Annotated in this window: 7 protein-coding genes; all 7 read left to right on the top strand. The window is 69.3% G+C overall.

Translation table 11 applies throughout. The features are described 5' to 3' along the window. Positions 1–511: 511 nt before the first annotated feature. Complete coding sequence (locus ACLJOK_RS11040; protein WP_410818085.1) at positions 512–10,393, top strand: LamG-like jellyroll fold domain-containing protein; 9,882 nt, start codon at positions 512–514, stop codon at positions 10,391–10,393. Continuing rightward, complete coding sequence (locus ACLJOK_RS11035) at positions 10,386–10,811, top strand: hypothetical protein (RefSeq protein WP_410818084.1); 426 nt, start codon at positions 10,386–10,388, stop codon at positions 10,809–10,811. Before ACLJOK_RS11040 ends, ACLJOK_RS11035 begins: the two co-directional genes overlap by 8 nt. A 71-nt stretch (positions 10,812–10,882) precedes the next feature. After that, a complete protein-coding gene (locus ACLJOK_RS11030; protein WP_410818082.1) occupies positions 10,883–13,249 on the top strand; it encodes a hypothetical protein in 2,367 nt (788 codons plus the stop codon). A 123-nt stretch (positions 13,250–13,372) separates the two neighbouring features. Further along, the gene (locus ACLJOK_RS11025) at positions 13,373–15,736 is read left to right on the top strand and encodes a hypothetical protein (protein ID WP_410818080.1); all 2,364 of its coding nucleotides are present in this window, start codon (positions 13,373–13,375) and stop codon (positions 15,734–15,736) included. Between the two features lie 97 nt (positions 15,737–15,833). After that, positions 15,834–16,577 (top strand): ArsR/SmtB family transcription factor, encoded by a 744-nt coding sequence (locus ACLJOK_RS11020; RefSeq protein WP_410818079.1) that lies wholly within the window; start codon positions 15,834–15,836, stop codon positions 16,575–16,577. 158 nt (positions 16,578–16,735) lie between these two features. Further along, entirely contained in the window at positions 16,736–17,683 is a 948-nt protein-coding gene (locus ACLJOK_RS11015; RefSeq protein WP_410818077.1) for a cytochrome P450, read from the top strand. Next, positions 17,680–18,477 (top strand): isocitrate lyase/phosphoenolpyruvate mutase family protein, encoded by a 798-nt coding sequence (locus tag ACLJOK_RS11010; protein ID WP_410818075.1) that lies wholly within the window; start codon positions 17,680–17,682, stop codon positions 18,475–18,477. Before ACLJOK_RS11015 ends, ACLJOK_RS11010 begins: the two co-directional genes overlap by 4 nt. Positions 18,478–18,553 lie beyond the last annotated feature (76 nt).

Below are 18,553 nucleotides of genomic sequence, written 5' to 3'. Positions count from 1 at the left end.
ACGGACGGAGGTGCGGCCCGGCTCGTGGAGTCTGACGGCGTCCACGATGGACGGGGAGGCGGCGTCGGTGCGAGTAGCAAACGGACCTAAGTGATCAAACGCCCTGTGTCTTGACGGAAAGTAATCCTCCCAGGTCGCAGTGCTGATCCGCACGCCCGTGGCCGCCGTGGCTTGACAGCCGATTGACCGTGCTGCAACCTACAGCGGCATATCGATGAGTAGCAGCACACGGGGGTGTGAAGCTGTGACCGCTGACTTGGCGGCATTTTGCCGTGCCGAGGCGATGTTTGTGTTGTTGGGCGACCCGTTCCGGCGTGAATTCCGTCCACCCGAGCTGCCTCTTCGTATCTCCTGAGATTTTCGTCGACCGATAAGTCGACGCCGTACCGCCGTGCCCCTAAAGGGGTATCGGCGATCGCAGACCCGGCTTCGTGGGGCCTTCGCAGGTCTCGCGGCCCACGCACGCCTGTCCCCGCCTCTCCGCCCGTCCTCGATCCAGGGGTGACCAACCATGTCCTTCAGCATTCGGCGTCTGCCCGACCCGCGTGGTCGGCTGACCGATCTGCGTGGTCGGCTACCCCGGCAACGCTCGGTGTTCGGCTCCGGCACCACCCGGTCCCTCCTGGCGGCGGCCCTGGCCGGCGTGCTGATGCTCAACCTGGGTGGCAGCGGGGTGACCGCGTTGCCGGCGGGCGGCGCCCGGGACCGCGACGGTGTCGCCTCCACCGGGCGGGGTGGCGGCGCGAAGCCGAAGCAGGCATGGGGCTCGGCGGCGGGCAAGGCGCACGTCACGTCCGGACGACCCAACCGTGACCTTCCGAAGTCGCTACGCGGGCAGTACCCACCGCACAAGCTCGCCGACAAGCCCGCCCCCGGACGCAACAAGGCGTCAGTGGCCACCGCACCCGTCGACGACACCCGCGGCTTCGACAAGCGCACCAGCCGGGAACGACCTGCCGAGCGCGGTGCCGACCAGCGGGTCTTCGACAACGCCGACGGCACCCAGACCACCGAGTTTTCCTCCGCCCCCATCAACTACCGCAAGCCGGACGGCACCTGGGCGCCCATCGACCACACCCTGGTGCCCGCCGCCGACGGGTGGGGGACCACCGCGGACTCGGTCGGGCTGCGCCTCGCCGGGAACGGCGCCGCGAACCAGGTGGCCCGGCTGAGCTTCGACGGTGACACCGAGTTCGGCTTCGGTCTGGCCGAGGCGACCAACGCGCCCGGCCGGGTGGACGGCACCGCCGTCACCTACCCCGGCGTACGCCCCGACGTCGACCTGCGCCTGGAGCCCCGAGCCGGTGGCGTGAAGGAAACCCTGGTCCTGCACTCGGTCGAGGCGCCCACGTCGTACGTGTTCCCGCTGAACCTGCGCAACCTCACCGCGAAGCTGGTCGACGGCCAGGTCGTCCTCAGTGACCGGAACGGGCAGCAGCGCGGAATCATCCCGCCGGGTTACATGGTGGACGCCGGCTCGGCCAAGGCCGCTCCCGCCACCTCCACAAAGGTCGCGTACGAGCTGGTCACCACGGGTGGGCAGACGGCGCTGAAGGTCACTCCCGACCGGGCCTGGTTGGCTGACCCCGCCCGGCAGTACCCGGTCGAGGTCGACCCGACCGTCGGTCCGCCGGTCGACGCGGTCAACGCCGACAGCAGCATGTACGTGCACGGCGGCCGCTCGGTCGAGGGTAAGGACGAGTTGCTCGTCGGTCGCTCCGGTGATAGCAACGCGGCGGCCTACCTCAAGTTCGGCAACCTTGTGAGCCGACTCCAGAACCACACCATCCACGGCGCGGCGCTCTCCGCTGTCAACTTCGACGCGGCCTCCTGCAAGGCGCGCGCGGTCACCGTCCACCCGGTCACCGGGTCGTGGTCGGCCGGCGCCGGCTACTCGTACCCGGGCCCGTCGGTGGGTGGCGCGCTGGTCAGCCGCTCGTTCGCCCATGGGCACGTTGCTTTCGGTCAGTCCCAGTCCGCCTGCCCGGCGGCCGGTGAGATGTTCGACCTCGGTGTCGCCGGCCGTAACCTGGTGCAGCGGTGGGCCAACGGCCAGCAGGCCAACAACGGTCTCTCGCTGCGGGCGTCCACCACCGACACCTCGGCGTGGAAGAAGTTCGCCGGAACGGACACGGCCAACCCGCCGGCGCTCTACGTCACGCACAGCCCGTACAACGCCGGGTACGCGATCCCGAAGCCGACCCCGGAGCCGGCAGTCCTGCGTAACCAGGACGGCAAGGTGAAGGTGACCGTCACCAACCTCGGCGCCGAGGCCTGGACGCCGGCCAACTACTACCTCGCCTACCGGGTCTACAACGCGCAGACCGGCGCCGCGGTGACCCAGCAGCGGGCGGCAAATCTGCCCACCACGCTCGCCCGTGGCGCGAAGGTCACCCTCGACGCGACAGTCAAGCGGTTGGAGCCCGGCAACTACTTCCTCGACTTCACAATGGTGCGTACCGGTGGGGCGGTCTTCACCGACCACCAGGTGCCACCCGGTCGGATCGTGCTCCAGGTGTTCGACGTGCCGCCGGTGGTGCAGGAGCTCTACCCGGAGAACGGCTACCAGGCACCCACGCTCACCCCGTTGCTCTGGGCCCGGGCCGTGGACACCGACGCGGCACCCGGCGCCACCCTGTCGTTCAAGTTCGAGATCTGCGACCGCACCGACGCCGGCGCGGCGACCAACTGCACCAACTCCGGCTACCAGGCCAAGCAGTCCTGGGTGGTGCCCGCAGGCCGAATGGTCTGGGGCAAGAGCTACCTGTGGCGGTCCTTCGTCAAGGACAGCGCCAACGAGGTCATCTCGCCGTACTCGACGATGCTCACGTCGGTGCCGCAACCGGACCTGCTGTCCCGGATCGCCACCTCACCCAACGCCGAGCAGGGCCGCGAGTTCGACGCGCAGACCGGCAACTTCGCCACCTCCGCGGTGGACGCCACTGTGGTGACCGTCGGGCCGGAGCTGAACCTCGTCCGCACCTACAACAGCCTCGACCCCCGCACGTCCGGCGTCTTCGGTGCCGGCTGGTCGAGCCGGTACGACATGACGCTGGTCCCCGACAACGACGGCACCGGCAACGTGGTGGTCCGCTACCCGGACGGCCAGGAGGTGCGGTTCGGCAAGAACCCGGACGGCACGTACGCGCCGCCGCCGGGCCGGGTCGCAAAGCTCACCGTCGACAGCAGCAACTGGAAGCTGGTCGACCGCTCCGGCAGCACGTACCAGTTCTCGCTGCTCTACAAGCTCCAGAAGATCAGCGACAAATCCGGGCGCTCAGTGAATCTGACCCTCGACCCGATGACCGGCAAACTCGCTCGGGCCCAGGTCTCCAACAGCCAGAGCAACACGGCCGGCCGGTCGCTGATCTTCACGTGGAACGGCAACCACATCGAGACGGTCAGCACCGACAAGGTCAACGGCGCGGCACTGACCTGGAGGTACACCTACAACGGTGACCTGCTGACCACTGTCTGCGGCCCGGAGTCCGCCTGCACCAACTACGCCTACGCGGCCGGTTCGCACTACCGCACCGCCGTTCTCGACGCGAAGCCCGACTCCTACTACCACCTCGGCGAGGCCGAGGGCACCGGCGCGGCCAGCGACGTGGCGATCAACCTGGGCAAGGACGCCGGCACCTACCGCAACAACGTCACCCTGGGCCAGCCCGGTGTGGTGGAGGGCACCAACGGCACCGCCGCCGCCTTCAACGGCACCTCGGCGTACCTGGAACTGCCCAAGGGCCTGGTGAAGAAGAGCCGCGACGTCTCCGTCGAGCTGTGGTTCAAGATCGGCCTGACCCAGACCGGCGGCCCGCTCATCGGCTACCAGGACAAGGCCGTCGGCACCGCCGCCACCAGCGGCGCGCCCCTGCTCTACACCGGCACCGACGGCAAGCTGCGCGGCCAGTTCGCCAACGGCACGATCGCACCGATCACCTCGGCCAGCACCGTCAACGACAACAAGTGGCACCACGTGGTGCTGTCCGCGATGGCCAACACCCAGACCATGTACCTCGACGGTGAGAAGGTCACCAATCCGGCCGGGCAGACCGGGCAGCCGATCGAGCACTCGCTGCTGACCTTCAACCAGGTCGGTCTCGCCTCGGCGACCTCACCCACTTCGTGGCCGGGCTGGGGCAGCACCGCACAGCGTTACTTCGCCGGCACCATCGACGAGGTCGCCGTCTACTCCCACCCGATCGGCCCGGACACGGCCAAGGCGCACTTCCGGTACGCCAAACCGGCCGCCCAACAGCTGACCCGGGTCACCCTGCCCAGCGGCCGGGTCGCCACCGAGGTCGAGTACGACACGGCCACCGACCGGGTCAAGGAGTACACCGACGACAACGGCGGCACCTGGAAGGTGGGCCAGCCCACCGTCTACGGCGGCGACACGGATCTGCGGCGCAGCGTCCAGGTCCTCGACCCGGCCAACCGCCCCTACCTGTACGAGTACGACGCGCTGGCCGGTCGTCTGCTGCGCTCCGGCACCCCGCTCGGACTGGAGACCCGCGAGGAGGACCGGCCCGGGCAAACCAGCCCGACGCCGAGCCCACCGCCGACCGAGGTCTGCACCCAGCCCGACCCGAACGACCCGGCCTTCTGCACTGTGATTCCCGGCGACGCCGGTGGGCCGATCTTCGTGCGCCACCCGTTGGACGGCATGGCAATCCGCTCGTTCTCCTACAACGAGGACGGCCAGCAGAGCAAGGTCACCAACGAAAACGGTGACACGGTCGAGATGACGTACGACAGCAGGGGTCGTCTCGCCACCCGCAAGAGTTGCCGTACGCCCACGCAGTGCTTCACGAACTACTACACCTACTCGACGACCATCACCGACCAGTTCGACCCACGCATCGACCTGGCCGTCGAGCAGCGCGACGGCCGCTCCAGCGGCCCTACCGACAACACCTACCGGACCACCTTCTCGTACCACCCCACCGGACAGCTCCTCAGCCAGGGCAACCCCGACGGCAGCACGGTCAACCACACCTACACCACCGGCGGCGAAGTCGGCATCAACGGCATCATCCCGCCCGGGATGCTGGCCACCAGCTCCGACGGGCGCGCCAAGGTGACCCGCTACGCGTACTACGCCAACGGTGACCTGCACAAGGTGACCGAGCCGTCCGGGCTGGTGACCGAGTACACCTACGACGCGCTCGGCCGGCGGATCACCGAGAAGGTCATCTCCGACACCTATCCCTCGGGCGTCACCACGACGATCACCTACGACGGGCACTCGCGGGTCGCCACCGTCACCGGCCCGGTCACCACCGACGTCGTCGCCGGCAAGCAGCACCAGAGCCGGACCGTCAACGAGTACGACGCGGACGGCAGCCCCACCAAGGTCACTGTCTCCGACCTGCTCGGCGGTGACCCCGAGCGGGTCACCAGCACCGAGTACGACGACGAGGGCCGGCCGGTCCGGGTCGTCGACCCCGAGGGCAACGAGACCAGCTACGGCTACGACCGGTTCGGCAACAAGACGACAATGACCGACGCCAACGGCAACCGCTACGACTGGGCGTACACCGCACAGAACAAGGTGGCCGAGGTGCGACTGCGGGACTGGCGCAGCGACCCGGCCGGCACCCCCGGCACGGGCACCGGCGACTACCTGGTCCTGCACTCCTACTCGTACGACTTCGCCGGGAGGCTGGCCAGCGACACCGACGCCATGGGCCGGCGACTGGAGTATCAGTACTACCGCGACGACCTGCTCCAGAAGATCACCCTCAAGGACTTCCGCAACCCCGACGGTTCCAAGCGGGACTACGTCGTGGAGGAGAACACCTACGACGGTGCCGGCAACGTCACCCGCAAGGTCGGGGCCAACGGCACCCAGATCACCGACCACACGCCGGACAAGACCGGCAAGGTGAAGAGCACCGTGCTCGACCCCAGCGGGCTGCGCCGCACCAACACCTTCACCTACGACCTGAACGGTAACGTCACCCAGACGGTCCGGACCGGCAACCCGTCGAACCTGAACTGGGAGGTGCTGGCCACCTCCGAGGTCGTCGACTACATCTACGACGACGCCGGCAACGTGACAACCGAGAAGGTCACCGCCGGCAGCGAAACCAGGGTGACCAGCTACACGTACGACAGGCGCGGCCTGCGCACCTCGGTCACCGACCCGCGCGGCAACGTCTCCGGCGCCGACAAGGCGAAGTACACCAGCACCTTCCGGTACGACGAACTCGGCCGGCAGATCGGGCAGAGCGGCCCGACCGTGCTGGCCGAGAGCGACGGTAACGCGGCCGTCTCCACCAACCCGACCAGCTCGGTCGGCTACAACACCTTCGACGAGCAGGTCGCGGTCAAGGACCCGCTCGGGCGGATCTCCACCTCCGAGTACGACAAGCTGGGGCGGGTGGTGCGTAGCCTCGCGCCGACGTACCAGGCACCCGGGGTGTCCCAGACGGTCACTCCCGAGCACAAGCGCCGCTACGACGCCCTGGGCAACGTGTTGGAGGAGACCGACCCGGCCGGTATCACCAGCTACGCCTACGACCAGCTCAACCGCCTGACCGTGCGGGACGAACCGTCGAAGACCAACGACGACCGCGCGCTCACCCGCTACACCTACACCCGCACCGGTGAGGTTCTCTCGGTCACCGGCCCGACCGGCGCCCGGGTCGAGTCGACCTACGACGACCTCGACCGGCAGGTCACCCAGACCGTCGTCGAGCGTCGGCCGACCACCCGCAACCTGGTCAGCAAGCTCGCCTACGACGACGCGGGCAACCTGACCTCGTCGGCGTCCCCGACCGGGGCGACCACTGTCAACACCTTCAACGGGGCAGGTGACATCACCCGCAGCACCGCCCCGACCGGCGAGGCCACGATCTTCGGGTACGACTTCGCCGGCCGGCAGGTCCGGGTCTCCGACGGCCTCGGCCGTACCACCCGGATCGGGTACGACCAGTTCGGCAACCGGGTCAACACCATGAACCTCAAGGCCGACGGCACGGTCCTGCGCACCCAGAGCTACGGCTACGACGTGGCCGGCAACATGACCTCGTCGAAGGACCCCTACAACACCGTCACCACCTACGAGTACGACGCGGCGGACCAGCTCGTCAAGCAGGTCGAGCCGACCGACGCCGAGGCGATCACCACCACCTTCGGGTACGACGCGGCCGGTAACCGAACCCGCTACACCGACGGTCGCAACAACTCCACCATCTACACCTACAACACGTTGGGCCTGCCGGAGTCGGCGATCGAGCCGTCCACGGCGAGCCACCCGGCCGCCGCGGACCGCACCTGGACGGCCGCGTACGACGCTGACGGCAACGCGGTGCGACTCAGCGCCCCGGGTGGGGTGAGCCGCACGCGGACGTTCGACGCGGCCGGTCGACTGACGGTGGAGACCGGTTCCGGGGGCGACACCCCGACCGCGACCCGGACCCTGGACTACGACCAGGGCGGACGGTTGACCAGCGTCAACGCCCCCGGTGGCAGCAACACGTACAACTGGAACGACAGGGGTGGGCTGCTGTCCACCGCCGGCCCGTCCGGCACGGCGAGCTTCGACTACAACGACGACGGCCAGGTGACCAGCCGCACCGACCTGACCGGCACGGCCACCTTCGGCTACGTCAAGGGTCGCCTCGACACGCTCACCGACAGCATCACCGGCCAGCAGCAGAAGCTGGGCTACGACGCCGCCGGTGACGTCAAGACCGTCGACTACGGCGCCGGCCGCGTCCGCACCTTCGGGTACGACGACTACGGGCGGGTTGCCAGCGATGTGCTGCGCAACGCGGGTGGTCAGACGGTGGCCTCGGTCGCCTACGGCTTCGACCTCAACGGCCACCTCACCAGCAAGAACACCACCGGCACCGCCGGGGCCGGCAACAACACCTACGACTACGACAAGGCCGGCCGGCTGATCTCCTGGACCAGCCCGGCCGGGACCGTCACGTACGCCTGGGACGCCAGCGGCAACCGGGTTCGGGCCGGGTCGAAGTCCGCGACCTTCGACGAACGCAACCGGCTGCTCTCCGACGGCGACTACACCTACGCGTACACCCCGCGGGGCACCCTGCGGACCCGTACCAGCTCGGGCCTGGCCGAGCAGTTCTCGTTCGACGCCTTCGACCGGCTCACCGGGGCGCAGGACCAGACCTACACCTACGACGGCCTGGACCGGGTGGCGTCTCGCACCGGGAACTCGTTCGTCTACGCCGGTCTGGGCGACGAGGTGGTGCACGACGGGTACGAGTACTACGGCCGCGGCCCGAGCGACGAACTGCTCGCCACCGCCCAGGGCGCCGACAAGCGGCTGTCGCTGACCGACGCTCACGGCGACGTGGTGGCGGCCTTCAACCCGGCCGACACGCAACTGTCCACCCTCAACGACTCCACCGCGTACGACCCGTTCGGCAAGAAGGTGACCAGCACCGGCAATACCGGCCGGTTGGGCTTCCAGGGGGACTGGACCGACCCGGCCACCGGGCAGGTCGACATGGGAGCTCGCTGGTACCAGCCCGGCACTGGCACGTTCACCTCGCGGGACAGCCTCGACTACACCACCGGCGACTCGATCCTGGCCAACCGCTACACCTATGGTGCTGGCGCCCCGCTGGACTTCGACGACCCGGACGGGCACCTGCCGCGCTGGATGAAGCGCGCTGGGAACTTCGTGAAGAATGTCGCCTCCAGTGCCGTCAGTACCGTCTCCGGCTGGGGGGCGGCAGCGTGGAACACGACCAAGAGCTGGGCGGCCGCTACCTGGGACTTCGCCAAGTCCGCCGTCAGGGCGGTGGGAAACGTCCTTTCCAATGCCGCGAACTTCATTGTCAACAAGGCGAAGAGTGCCATAAATGCTGTCGGCAACGCGCTCAAATACGCCGGTGATCAGATTGGCCGCGCCAAGGACTGGGCGAAGCAACAGGCGAGGGCGGTAGCCCAACAGATCTATCGGGCCAAGGTCGCGGTAACCGCCGCCGCGAAGAGCGCCATCAAGAAGGCCGTCCAGTTCACCAAGCTGCCGGTGGTCCAAGCCCTCACCAAGCCATTGCTGAAACTGAAGGAGGTGGTGTCGACCGGGTTCAAGGCACCGGCAAGCGTCGTCGCGCTGGTCACAACGGCCATCAAGGACCCGAAGAAGTTCCAAGAAGACCTGCTCTTGGCGGCGACGCAACGGCTGGCGCCGTTGGTCGAGACTGCCGACAAGATCTGGGACAAGACGACCCAGTTCGTTGACGAGCACTCCGCCGAGATCGTCGGCTTCGCCGTGGGTGCGGTCGTCGGCCTGGGCTGCGGTGCGGCCATCGGCTGGACCGGTGTCGGGGCGGTGGCCTGCGGGGCGCTCGCCGGGGCGGTCGGCTCGGCGGTCACCGGCTACATGGACGGCAAGCGCGGCTGGGACCTCGCCGGCGCCACCGCCATGGGCGGTCTGTTCGGTGCCGGTGGAGGTGCGCTCGGCTCCATCGGCGGCCAGGCGCTGGGTGCCGGCATCCGAGGGCTGGGCGGCGGTCTCCGGTCTGCGGGCAGCAAGGCGCTGAACGCGGGCATGGGCGAGGCCCGCAGCATTGGTCGGGGCCTGCTCGGCAAGTGCCCCAACAGCTTCACCGGCGAGACCCGGGTTCTGATGGCGGACGGCAGTTCCAAGCGCATCGACGAGGTGCGGGTCGGGGACAGGGTCCTCGCGACCGACCCCACGACCGGACGTACCGAGGAACGTGCGGTTACCGCACTCATCCTTGGTGCGGGCACCAAGGACCTCGTCGAGATCACTGTCGACTCTGACGGCAAGAAGGGCGATCGAACGGAGAGGCTGACCGCTACGGGCGGTCACCCGTTCTGGGTCGCCGATCAGAGCCGTTGGGTCGAGGCGCAGGATCTGGTCAGCGGCTCTGTCTTCGAGACGGCTGACCACCGGCCAGCGTCTGTGGTTGCCACTCGCAAGTGGACCGAACAGCGCCAGGTATACAACCTCACGGTCGACGCCCTCCACACGTACTACGTGGTTGCAGTCGACCTGCCGATCCTGGTGCACAACTGCGGCGACTTTATCGGACCCTTGGACCACGTGGCTCTCGGGCGGCGTGACTTCGGGTTGAAGGACTTCGCCGATCAAGTGGGGGCCCGGCATCTATTGGGTGCGCGCAGTGCTACCTGGCGTGACGAAGTTACTTCCGCGATTGGCCGTGCCTCGCGCGGTGAGGGGGAGGTTTCCTTTATGCTCGACGGCCTTCCTGGCGGCAACGGCGGTGTTGGCAAGGCCCTCGCGAATGCACGCGCCACAAAGGAAGGGTTACGGCTTGACACGCAGTGGGAACTGCTTCAGGTTGACGCTGCGGGCATGATGGACAAGGTTAACTTCTTCCGATACAACCGTCGGTTCGGTGATTGGAGGAAAGTTGGCTGAGCAGCGGCTCGTTCGAGCAAATTTGCCCCTGCGAATCGAAGGGCTTGTGAAACCGTGGTCGATAGCTGTGGGCCACAGCAGGTTGCACCTTCGAGGCCTCGTCGGCGACCCTGAGATCGACGACCTCCGGGTCCTGGATCTGGTGTTCCATGACGTATCGCGCACGTGTGTGTCGGACGTGTATCGCGATTTCGATCTTCGAAGGGCAACGCCCGACCAGAAGGCCGCCGAGGAGGCGCGCCTGGGGAAGGCGTGGCCTGATCTGACGATGTTCCTTCTCCGGCACGATCGGGACACCGATTACGTCGTCGCTGGTCGCGTCTATTGGGCCGAAGTCGGTATCTCGCCGGCTGAGCCATCGCCGTTGCTGGCGGAACGCGAGGTTTCCGGGAGTCCTGACCTGATGTTCTTTGCCTGACGGAATGGCTAGTCGAGATCGTCGTTGCCGATCTGTCGTCAAAGTCTTTGATTAGAGATGAGGATGAGGATTTGTTCCATCGGATCCGAGAATGGCTGCGACCCGAGAAGTTGATCGCGTCGTCACTCGTTGCTCTTCTGTCCGCCGGACTGATCGCCGGTGCGCCAACCGCTGTCAGCGCGGACGCTGCCGGCAGGGGTGGTGACTTCGTACCGATTGACAGCATCGCCCTCCTGGACACCCGGGATGGCACCGGCGGCACGACCGGCGTTCGGGGCGCCAAGTCAGTCACCACCTTCAACGCCGTCGGCATCGCCGGTATCCCTAGCAGTGGGGTCAGCGCGTTGATGGTCGACGTGACGGCGATCTACCCGACTGCCAACACGTTCCTGACCATCTACCCGGACTTGACGGACCCGAAGGCTTCGGCCATGAACGCCTCGGTCGGTGAAGTCATGAGCAACTCGGCGGTGGTCAAGCCCGGCACCAACGGCAAGCTCGCGGTACGCAACGCGGGCGGCAACGTCCACATCAGAGTGGACGTGGTGGGTTACTTCACCACCGCCACCGGCAGCGCCGGCTCCGGCTTCGTACCGGTGAACCACACCCGGGTGGTCGACACCCGGACTGGACAGGGGATCACCGCCGGCACGATGCCGACCCGTGGAACGCGTACCGCCAACATCTCCGGCGGTGGGCTGGTGCCCAGTTCCGCGACGGCGGTCATGCTGGACGTCGTGGTGATCGGCGCGACCGGCAACGGCTGGATGACCGTCGGGTCGAGCGCGACCGCGGAGACCGGCATCGACTACGCCAAGGGCGCCACCTCGTTGGGGATGGTCGTCAAGCTGAACCCCGGTGCCGGCGGCTCCGTGGTGGTGGAGAACCGCGGTTCGGCCGTGCATGTCGCCATCACGGTCCAGGGTTACTGGACCGGCAGCCCGACCACCGGCGCCGGCCTGCGCATGGTTCCGGCGACCACCCTGTACGACAGCCGTTTCCCCAGTGGCGCCCAGCCGGTGCCCTCCGGCGGCACCGTCGATGTCGCGGTCGCGGGCACCAACGGCCTGCCGACCCGTGGCATCGCCGCGGCCGTCCTCAATGTGCACGCGGTCGGCTCGACGGTCGACGGGTTCTTCAACGTCACGCCCCTGGGCGGCGTCGAGAACACCGCGTCGACGACGAACTTCCCCGCCGCGCACGTCGCCCGGTCCAGCCTCGTGGTGACCAAGCTGGGCACCGAGGGCAAGGTCCGGATCAAGAACAGCAGCGGCGGTACGGTGCACATCGTCGTCGACCTGCAGGGCTGGTACGCCGACCCGCTTCCGTTCCTGCCGACGGAGTCCTTCTCCCGCTCGACGGCGTTGCAGGGGGAGCCGAGCGACGGCAGTTCGCTCGGAGTAATCGTCTACGCGCACACCGACAACACCGGGCAGGTACGGGTCGTCCACCAGCAGAACCCGGACGATTTCAGCAGCGTCCAGCACATCCCGCTGTTCGGCGCGGAGGCGTTCACCGGGCGACCCGCGCTCAACGTGTTGGGCGCCACCAAGCAGGTGCAGGTCAGCGCCCTGCACACCACGGGCACGGTCTGGGCCGGTGCCCAAACGGCGGCGAACGCCGCGACCTGGGCGACCACCGGAAACCTGGGCGCGACCATGGCGGCCCCGCCGGTCGCGGTCACCCTCACCAACGGCACGAGCGTGATCTTCGGTGTGGACGTCGACGGCCGCCTCTGGCACTACCGTCAGACCGGAACGACCGCGTCGTGGACGAGCCTGGGTGACGTCGACCTCGCCGGTGGCCTCGCCACTGTGGCGGTCGGCACTGAAGTTCAGTTGGTCGCCACCACCATGACCGGCACCATCAAGACCGCGCTCTACTCCACCGACGGCACCCTCAGCGCCTGGGCCGACCTGGGCGGGAACGTGACTGGCGTGCCGGCTGCCTTCCTCATCCAGGGTCCGCGCACCGCCGTGGTGGCGCGTGCGGCCGACGGTTCGCTGGTCATGAAGAAGCAGGAGCTGGGTGGCGTCTGGCCGGCCACTTGGCAGACGGTGGGCACGTTCACCGCTGCCGGTTCCCCGGCCGCGATTGTCGACCCGGCGTTGGGCCGGATCGTTGTCGTCGCCCGCGGGTCTGACAACGAGATGTACCGGGTGTACGAGACCGAGCAGGGCTCGGGCACCTGGGGTGACTGGTTGCGCCTGTACGAGAACCCTGGCGACCCGACCGCCGCTACCGCCGCCACCGATCCCACGATCGCGCCGATCCAGAACTCCGGCGGGACCGGCTTCGTGGTGGTTTACCGCAACCGGAACAACACCACCATCGCGCTGGACCGGCGGTTCGCCGCCCCCGGCGGGATGGCGGCAGCGAAGGTGAGCCCGTCGGCGGTCAGCTTCACCGCGCACCTCATCCCGACGCCACCGGCCTGATCCTCGGCACCACCAGCCCCGGGGGTCTTCGTCCACGCGACGGAGGCCCCCGAGCGTCCGAGAGTTTCTGCAATCAGCGGTTTCCGACCACCTCCGCAGTTGCCTCCTCTAGAAGGAATTTGCATGCAAGAATTGTTAACCTCACGTTTGCGCGCCCGTGTCGGTAGTGGATTAGCTGCCCTTGGTGTCGTGCTGGCAATGGTTGTCTCACCGACCCCAGCCCATGCCGACGCCGCGGGCAGGGGTGGTGACTACGTACCGATCGACACCGTCGCCCTGCTCGACACCCGCACGGGTGTCGGCAGCACCACCGGCACCCGAGGCGCCGGATCGGTCACCTCATTCACTGCCCTGGGGATCGGCGGCGTTCCGGCCACGGGTGTCAGCGCGCTGATGGTGGACGTGACGGCGATCAGCCCGACCGCGAACACGTTCCTGTCTGTCTACCCGGACCAGACGACCCGGACGACCTCGGAGCTGAATGCCGCCGCTGGCGAGGTGATCACCAACTCGTCGGTGGTCAAGCCGGGCGCGAACGGCAAGATTGCGGTTTACAACCTGACCGGCAGTCTGCACATCAAAGTGGACGTGGCGGGCTACTACACCACCGCCACGGGCAGCGTCGGCTCTGGCTTCGTGCCGGTGAACCACACGCGCGTGGTCGACAGCCGAGTAGGGCTGGGGATCGCCACCGGCACCCTACCCACCAGCGGGACCCGCACTGCCAACCTTTCCGGTGGCGGGCTGGTGCCCAGCACCGCGAAGGCGGTCCTGCTCGACGTGGTCGTGACAGGTTCGACCGGCAACGGTTGGGTGACGGTCGGGTCGAGCGCGACCGCGAAGGTCGGCATCGACTACGTCAAGGCCACCACGTCCATGGTGATGGCGGTCAAGCTCAACTCCGATGGCAGCCGTAACGTGCAACTGGAGGCTCGCGGGCCCGCCGTGCACGTCGCCATCACGGTCCAGGGGTACTGGACCAGCAGCCCGACCACCGGCGCGGGTCTGCGTCCGATCCCGGCGACGAGGCTGTACGACAGCCGCTTGCCCACCGGCGCCCAAGCGGTGCCCGCGGGCGGCTCCGTCGACGTCGCGGTGGGCGGCACCAACGGCCTGCCGACTCGGGGCATCGCCGCCGCCGTCCTCAACGTGCACGTGGTCGGTCCAGCGGCCGCCGGGTATCTCACCGTCACGCCGCTTGACGGCACTCCGAACCCCACCTCGACTGCCGACTTCCCCGCAGGGAGCAACATCACCCGATCGAGCCTCGTGGTGACCAAGCTGGGCACCGAGGGGAAAGTTCGGATCAAGAACGTCAGCGGCGGTACTGCGCACATCCTGGTCGACCTGCAGGGCTGGTTCGCCGACCCGCTTCCGTTCCTGCCGGTGCAATCCTTCTCTCGGTCGGTGGCGAGGCAGGGAGAGCCGAGCGACGGCAGCGCGCTCGGGACCATCGTTTACGCGCACACTGACAACACCGGGCAGGTGCGGGTCGTCCACCAGGCGAACCCCGACGACTTCGCCAGCGTCCAGCACATCCCCCAGTTCGGCGCGGAGGCGTTCACCGGACAGCCCGCACTCAACGTGCTGGGCGCCAGCAAGCAGATGCAGATCAGCGCCCTGCACACCACGGGTACGGTCTGGGCCGGTGCCCAGACGGTGGCAAACGCCGCGACCTGGGGCACCACCGGGAACTACGGCGGAACCATGGCAGCCCCGCCGGTCGCGGTCACTCTCGCCAACGGCAGCAGCGTGATCTTCGCGGTGGACGCCGACGGTCGCCTCTGGCACTACCGTCAGACCGGGGCGACCGCATCGTGGAAGAGCCTGGGTGACGTCGACCTCGCCGGTGGCCTTACCACTGTCGCGCTGGGCAACGGGGTTCAGTTGGTCGCCACCACCAGCACCGGCACCATCAAGACCGCGGTCTACTCGACCGATGGCGCCCTCACCGGGTGGACGGATCTGGGCGGAAATGTGACCGGCGTGCCGGCTGCCTTCCTCATCCAGGGTCCGCGCACCGCCGTGGTGGCGCGTGCGGCCGACGGTTCGCTGGTCATGAAGAAGCAGGAGCTGGGTGGGGCCTGGCCGGTCACCTGGCAGACGGTGGGCACGTTCACCGCTGCCGGTTCCCCGGCCGCGATCCTCGACCCGGCGTTGGGCCGGATCGTTGTCGTCGCCCGCGGGTCCGACAACGAGATGTACCGGGTGTACGAGACTGAGCAGGGCTCGGGCACCTGGGGTGACTGGTTGCGCCTGTACGAGAACCCTGGCGACCCGACCGCCGCTACCGCCGCCACCGATCCCACGATCGCGCCGATCCAGAACAGCGGCGGGACCGGCTTCGTGGTGGTTTACCGCAACCGGAACAACACCACCATTGCGCTGGACCGGCGGTTCGCCGCTCCCGGCGGGATGGCGGCAGCGAAGGTGAGCCCGTCGGCGGTCAGCTTCACCGCGCACCTCATCCCGACGCCACCGGCCTGATCCTCGGCACCACCAGCCCCGGGGGTCTTCGTCAACGTGACGGAGGCCCCCGGGTCGCTGTTCATCGGTGCGTCACCAGCCTTCCTAGACTGGGGCGATGAGCGTTGGCACCGACGGTCGGGGGATGGCCGAGCTGGCGGCCCTGCTGGCCGACGGCACCCGCGCCGGAATGTGCCTGGCGCTTCTCGACGGGCGGGCGTGGACCGCCGGTGAGCTGGCCCGGCGCGCCGGTGTCGCGCCGTCGACGGCCAGCGACCACCTCACCCGACTCGTCCGCGGTGGCCTGCTCGTCGAGGAACGGCAGGGCCGTCACCGCTACCTGCGGCTGGCCGGGCCGTCCGTTGCCCAGCTCATCGAGGACCTGGCCGGGCACGCCCCGGCCACATCCACCCCGACCGGGTCGTTGCGCGCGACGACCGCCACCGCCTCCCTGGCGTACGCCAGGACCTGCTACGACCACCTCGCCGGGCGGCTGGGCGTGCTGATGTACGACGCGCTGCTGGCCGAGCGGCGGCTCGACCGGGCCAGCGGGCTGGCGCTCACACCCGACGGGTGGGCCTGGGCGGCCGGGTTGGGCGTACCCGTTGACGTGCTGCGCGCCGCCCGTCGCCCGGTGGTCCGCGACTGCCTGGACTGGACCGAACGCCGCCCGCACCTGGCCGGAGCGCTCGGCGCGGCGCTCTGCCGCCGCTTCACTGACCTGGGCTGGATCAGCCAGGGCACCGGCCGTGCCGTCCGTCTCACTCCCACCGGCCGACCTGGCCTGGCCGCGGCGCTGGCCATCTCCGAACACGCCCTCGACCCGCCGGCAGCCCCGCCGCCCACGAGCGGCCGCGCCTGACGGGCGACCGCAGGTGACCGCGCCGGGATCGTTCGGTGCGGGGCGAACGGTTTGCGCCCTACGGTCGGGCGGTGACTGACAACTGGCCACACATTGCGCCCGCCCCGGGAACACCGGCGTGTGGGCCGCCCTCGTTCGAACCGGAACGCGGTTGGTGGGTGACCCGGCACGCTGACGTGCGGGCGGCACTGACCGACCCGGCGTTCCAGGTGCCGGCCGTCGATCCCGGTCCGCCCGGCACCCTCGCCTGGCTGCGCGCCACTGTCAGCCGGTTCAGTCCACCACGACGGCACGCCGACCGTCGGGCGGTCGCAGTGAGCGCGCTGGCCGCGCTGGCCCCGGACGATCTGCGCCACGACGCGGCGCGGCTGACCCGGGCCGTTCTCGACCGCGTCGGCGATCGCGTCGACGTGATGCGGGAGTTGGCCCGGCCGGTGCCGCTGCGGGCGTTGGCCGATCGCCTCGGTTTCGCTGATCCGGCAGCCGCCGGGACGGCGGTCGCTGTCGCCGCGGCGGCGTACCACCCGGGGGTGGACCCGGCGTTGACAGCGCCGGCCGACCGGGCGGTGGCGGCGCTGCTGGCGCTCGCGCCGCCGGGCCCGCCGGAGGTACTGGCGAACCTGATCGGGCTGCTGGTTCAGGCGTGCGACGCCACTGCCGGCCTGATCGGCGCCGCTGCCCACCACCTGCTGCCCCCGGCCACCCCGCGAACGGCGGCCACGGCACGGACCGCCGACCTGCTGGCCGAGGTGCTGCGCCTCGACCCGCCGGTCCGGGCCACCCGACGGGTCACCGTCGACCGGCTACGGCTGGGCGGGCGGGATCTGCCGGCGGGCAGCCCGGTGCTGCTGCGCTTCGACGCGGCCAACCGTGACCCGCAGGCGTTCACCGAACCCGCGACGTTCCAGCCCGGTCGGCACGGCGCTGGGCTGTTGACCTTCGGGACGGGGGAGCGGGGTTGCCCCGGCGACCGGCACGCCCTGGCCTTGGCCAGCGGGGTGCTCGACGTGCTGCGGGAGCGCTGCCGGCGCGGCCCGACCCCGGTGCGCCACGAGCCGCACCCGACCCTGCGGGTGCCGACAACTCTGGAGGTGAGCGTCCGATGATCGACCGTCGTGCCGCGTTCCACGCCCTGCACCGCGCCGGGCGTCCCCTGCTGTTGCCCAACGCGTGGGACCACGCCTCGGTGGCGGCGCTCGCCGCGCGTGGACATCCGGCCATCGGCACCACCAGCCTCGGGGTCGCCGCGACCGCCGGCCTTCCCGACGGCGCGGCGGCCACCGCAACGGAGACCCTCGCCCTGGCCCGCCGGCTGGCCCGGCTGCCGGTGCTGCTCACAGTGGACGTGGAGGCCGGGTTCAGCGACGACCCGGCGGAGGTCGCCGAGTACGTGGCGGAGTTGGCCGGACTCGGCGTGGTCGGGATCAACCTGGAGGACGGGCGCGCCGACGGCACCCTCGCCGACACCGAGGTCACCGCTGCCAAGGTCGCGGCCGTGAAGGCGGCTGTGCCGGAGCTGTTCGTCAACGCCCGCACCGACACCTGGTGGCTCGGGGTGGACGACCCGCTGCGGCGCACCCTCGCTCGCGCTCGTGCCTACCGGGTGGCCGGAGCCGACGGGATCTTCGTGCCCGGGACTGTCGACCTGGTCACCCTGCGCATCCTCACCGAGGGGATCGACGCTCCGGTGAACGCGCTGTACCAGCCGGGCGGCCCAGGACTGGCCGAGTTGGGCGGCACCGGGGTGGCCCGGGTCAGCACCGGCTCGCTGCTGTTCCGGGCCGCGCTGGCCGCCGTAGTCGCCGCCGCCGACGGGGTGCGCGACGGCGGGCTCACCGCACCGGCGGGACTGCCGTCGTACGCCGAGGTGCAGGCCCTGGTGCCGGCGGACGGCGACTGACGGACGGTCACACCCCGGGCGGGTGCGTCGTCGACGCTCCGTTCGGGGGGAGATAGGAGGAATGTTCGGTCCGTTC

This window comes from Micromonospora sp. 050-3 (assembly GCF_046549335.1).
Taxonomy (GTDB): Bacteria; Actinomycetota; Actinomycetes; order Mycobacteriales; family Micromonosporaceae; genus Micromonospora; species Micromonospora trifolii.
The sequence above is the reverse complement of the archived record's forward strand: the minus strand, read 5'-3'. Positions and strand labels throughout refer to the sequence as shown.

Excerpts from the sequence above, each read along its gene's own strand:
- ACLJOK_RS11010 (WP_410818075.1), top strand. The coding sequence starts at position 17,680 with ATGATCGACCGTCGTGCCGCGTTCCACGCCCTGCACCGCGCCGGGCGT.
- ACLJOK_RS11020 (WP_410818079.1), top strand. The coding sequence starts at position 15,834 with ATGAGCGTTGGCACCGACGGTCGGGGGATGGCCGAGCTGGCGGCCCTG.
- ACLJOK_RS11025 (WP_410818080.1), top strand. The coding sequence starts at position 13,373 with ATGCAAGAATTGTTAACCTCACGTTTGCGCGCCCGTGTCGGTAGTGGA.
- ACLJOK_RS11040 (WP_410818085.1), top strand. The coding sequence starts at position 512 with ATGTCCTTCAGCATTCGGCGTCTGCCCGACCCGCGTGGTCGGCTGACC.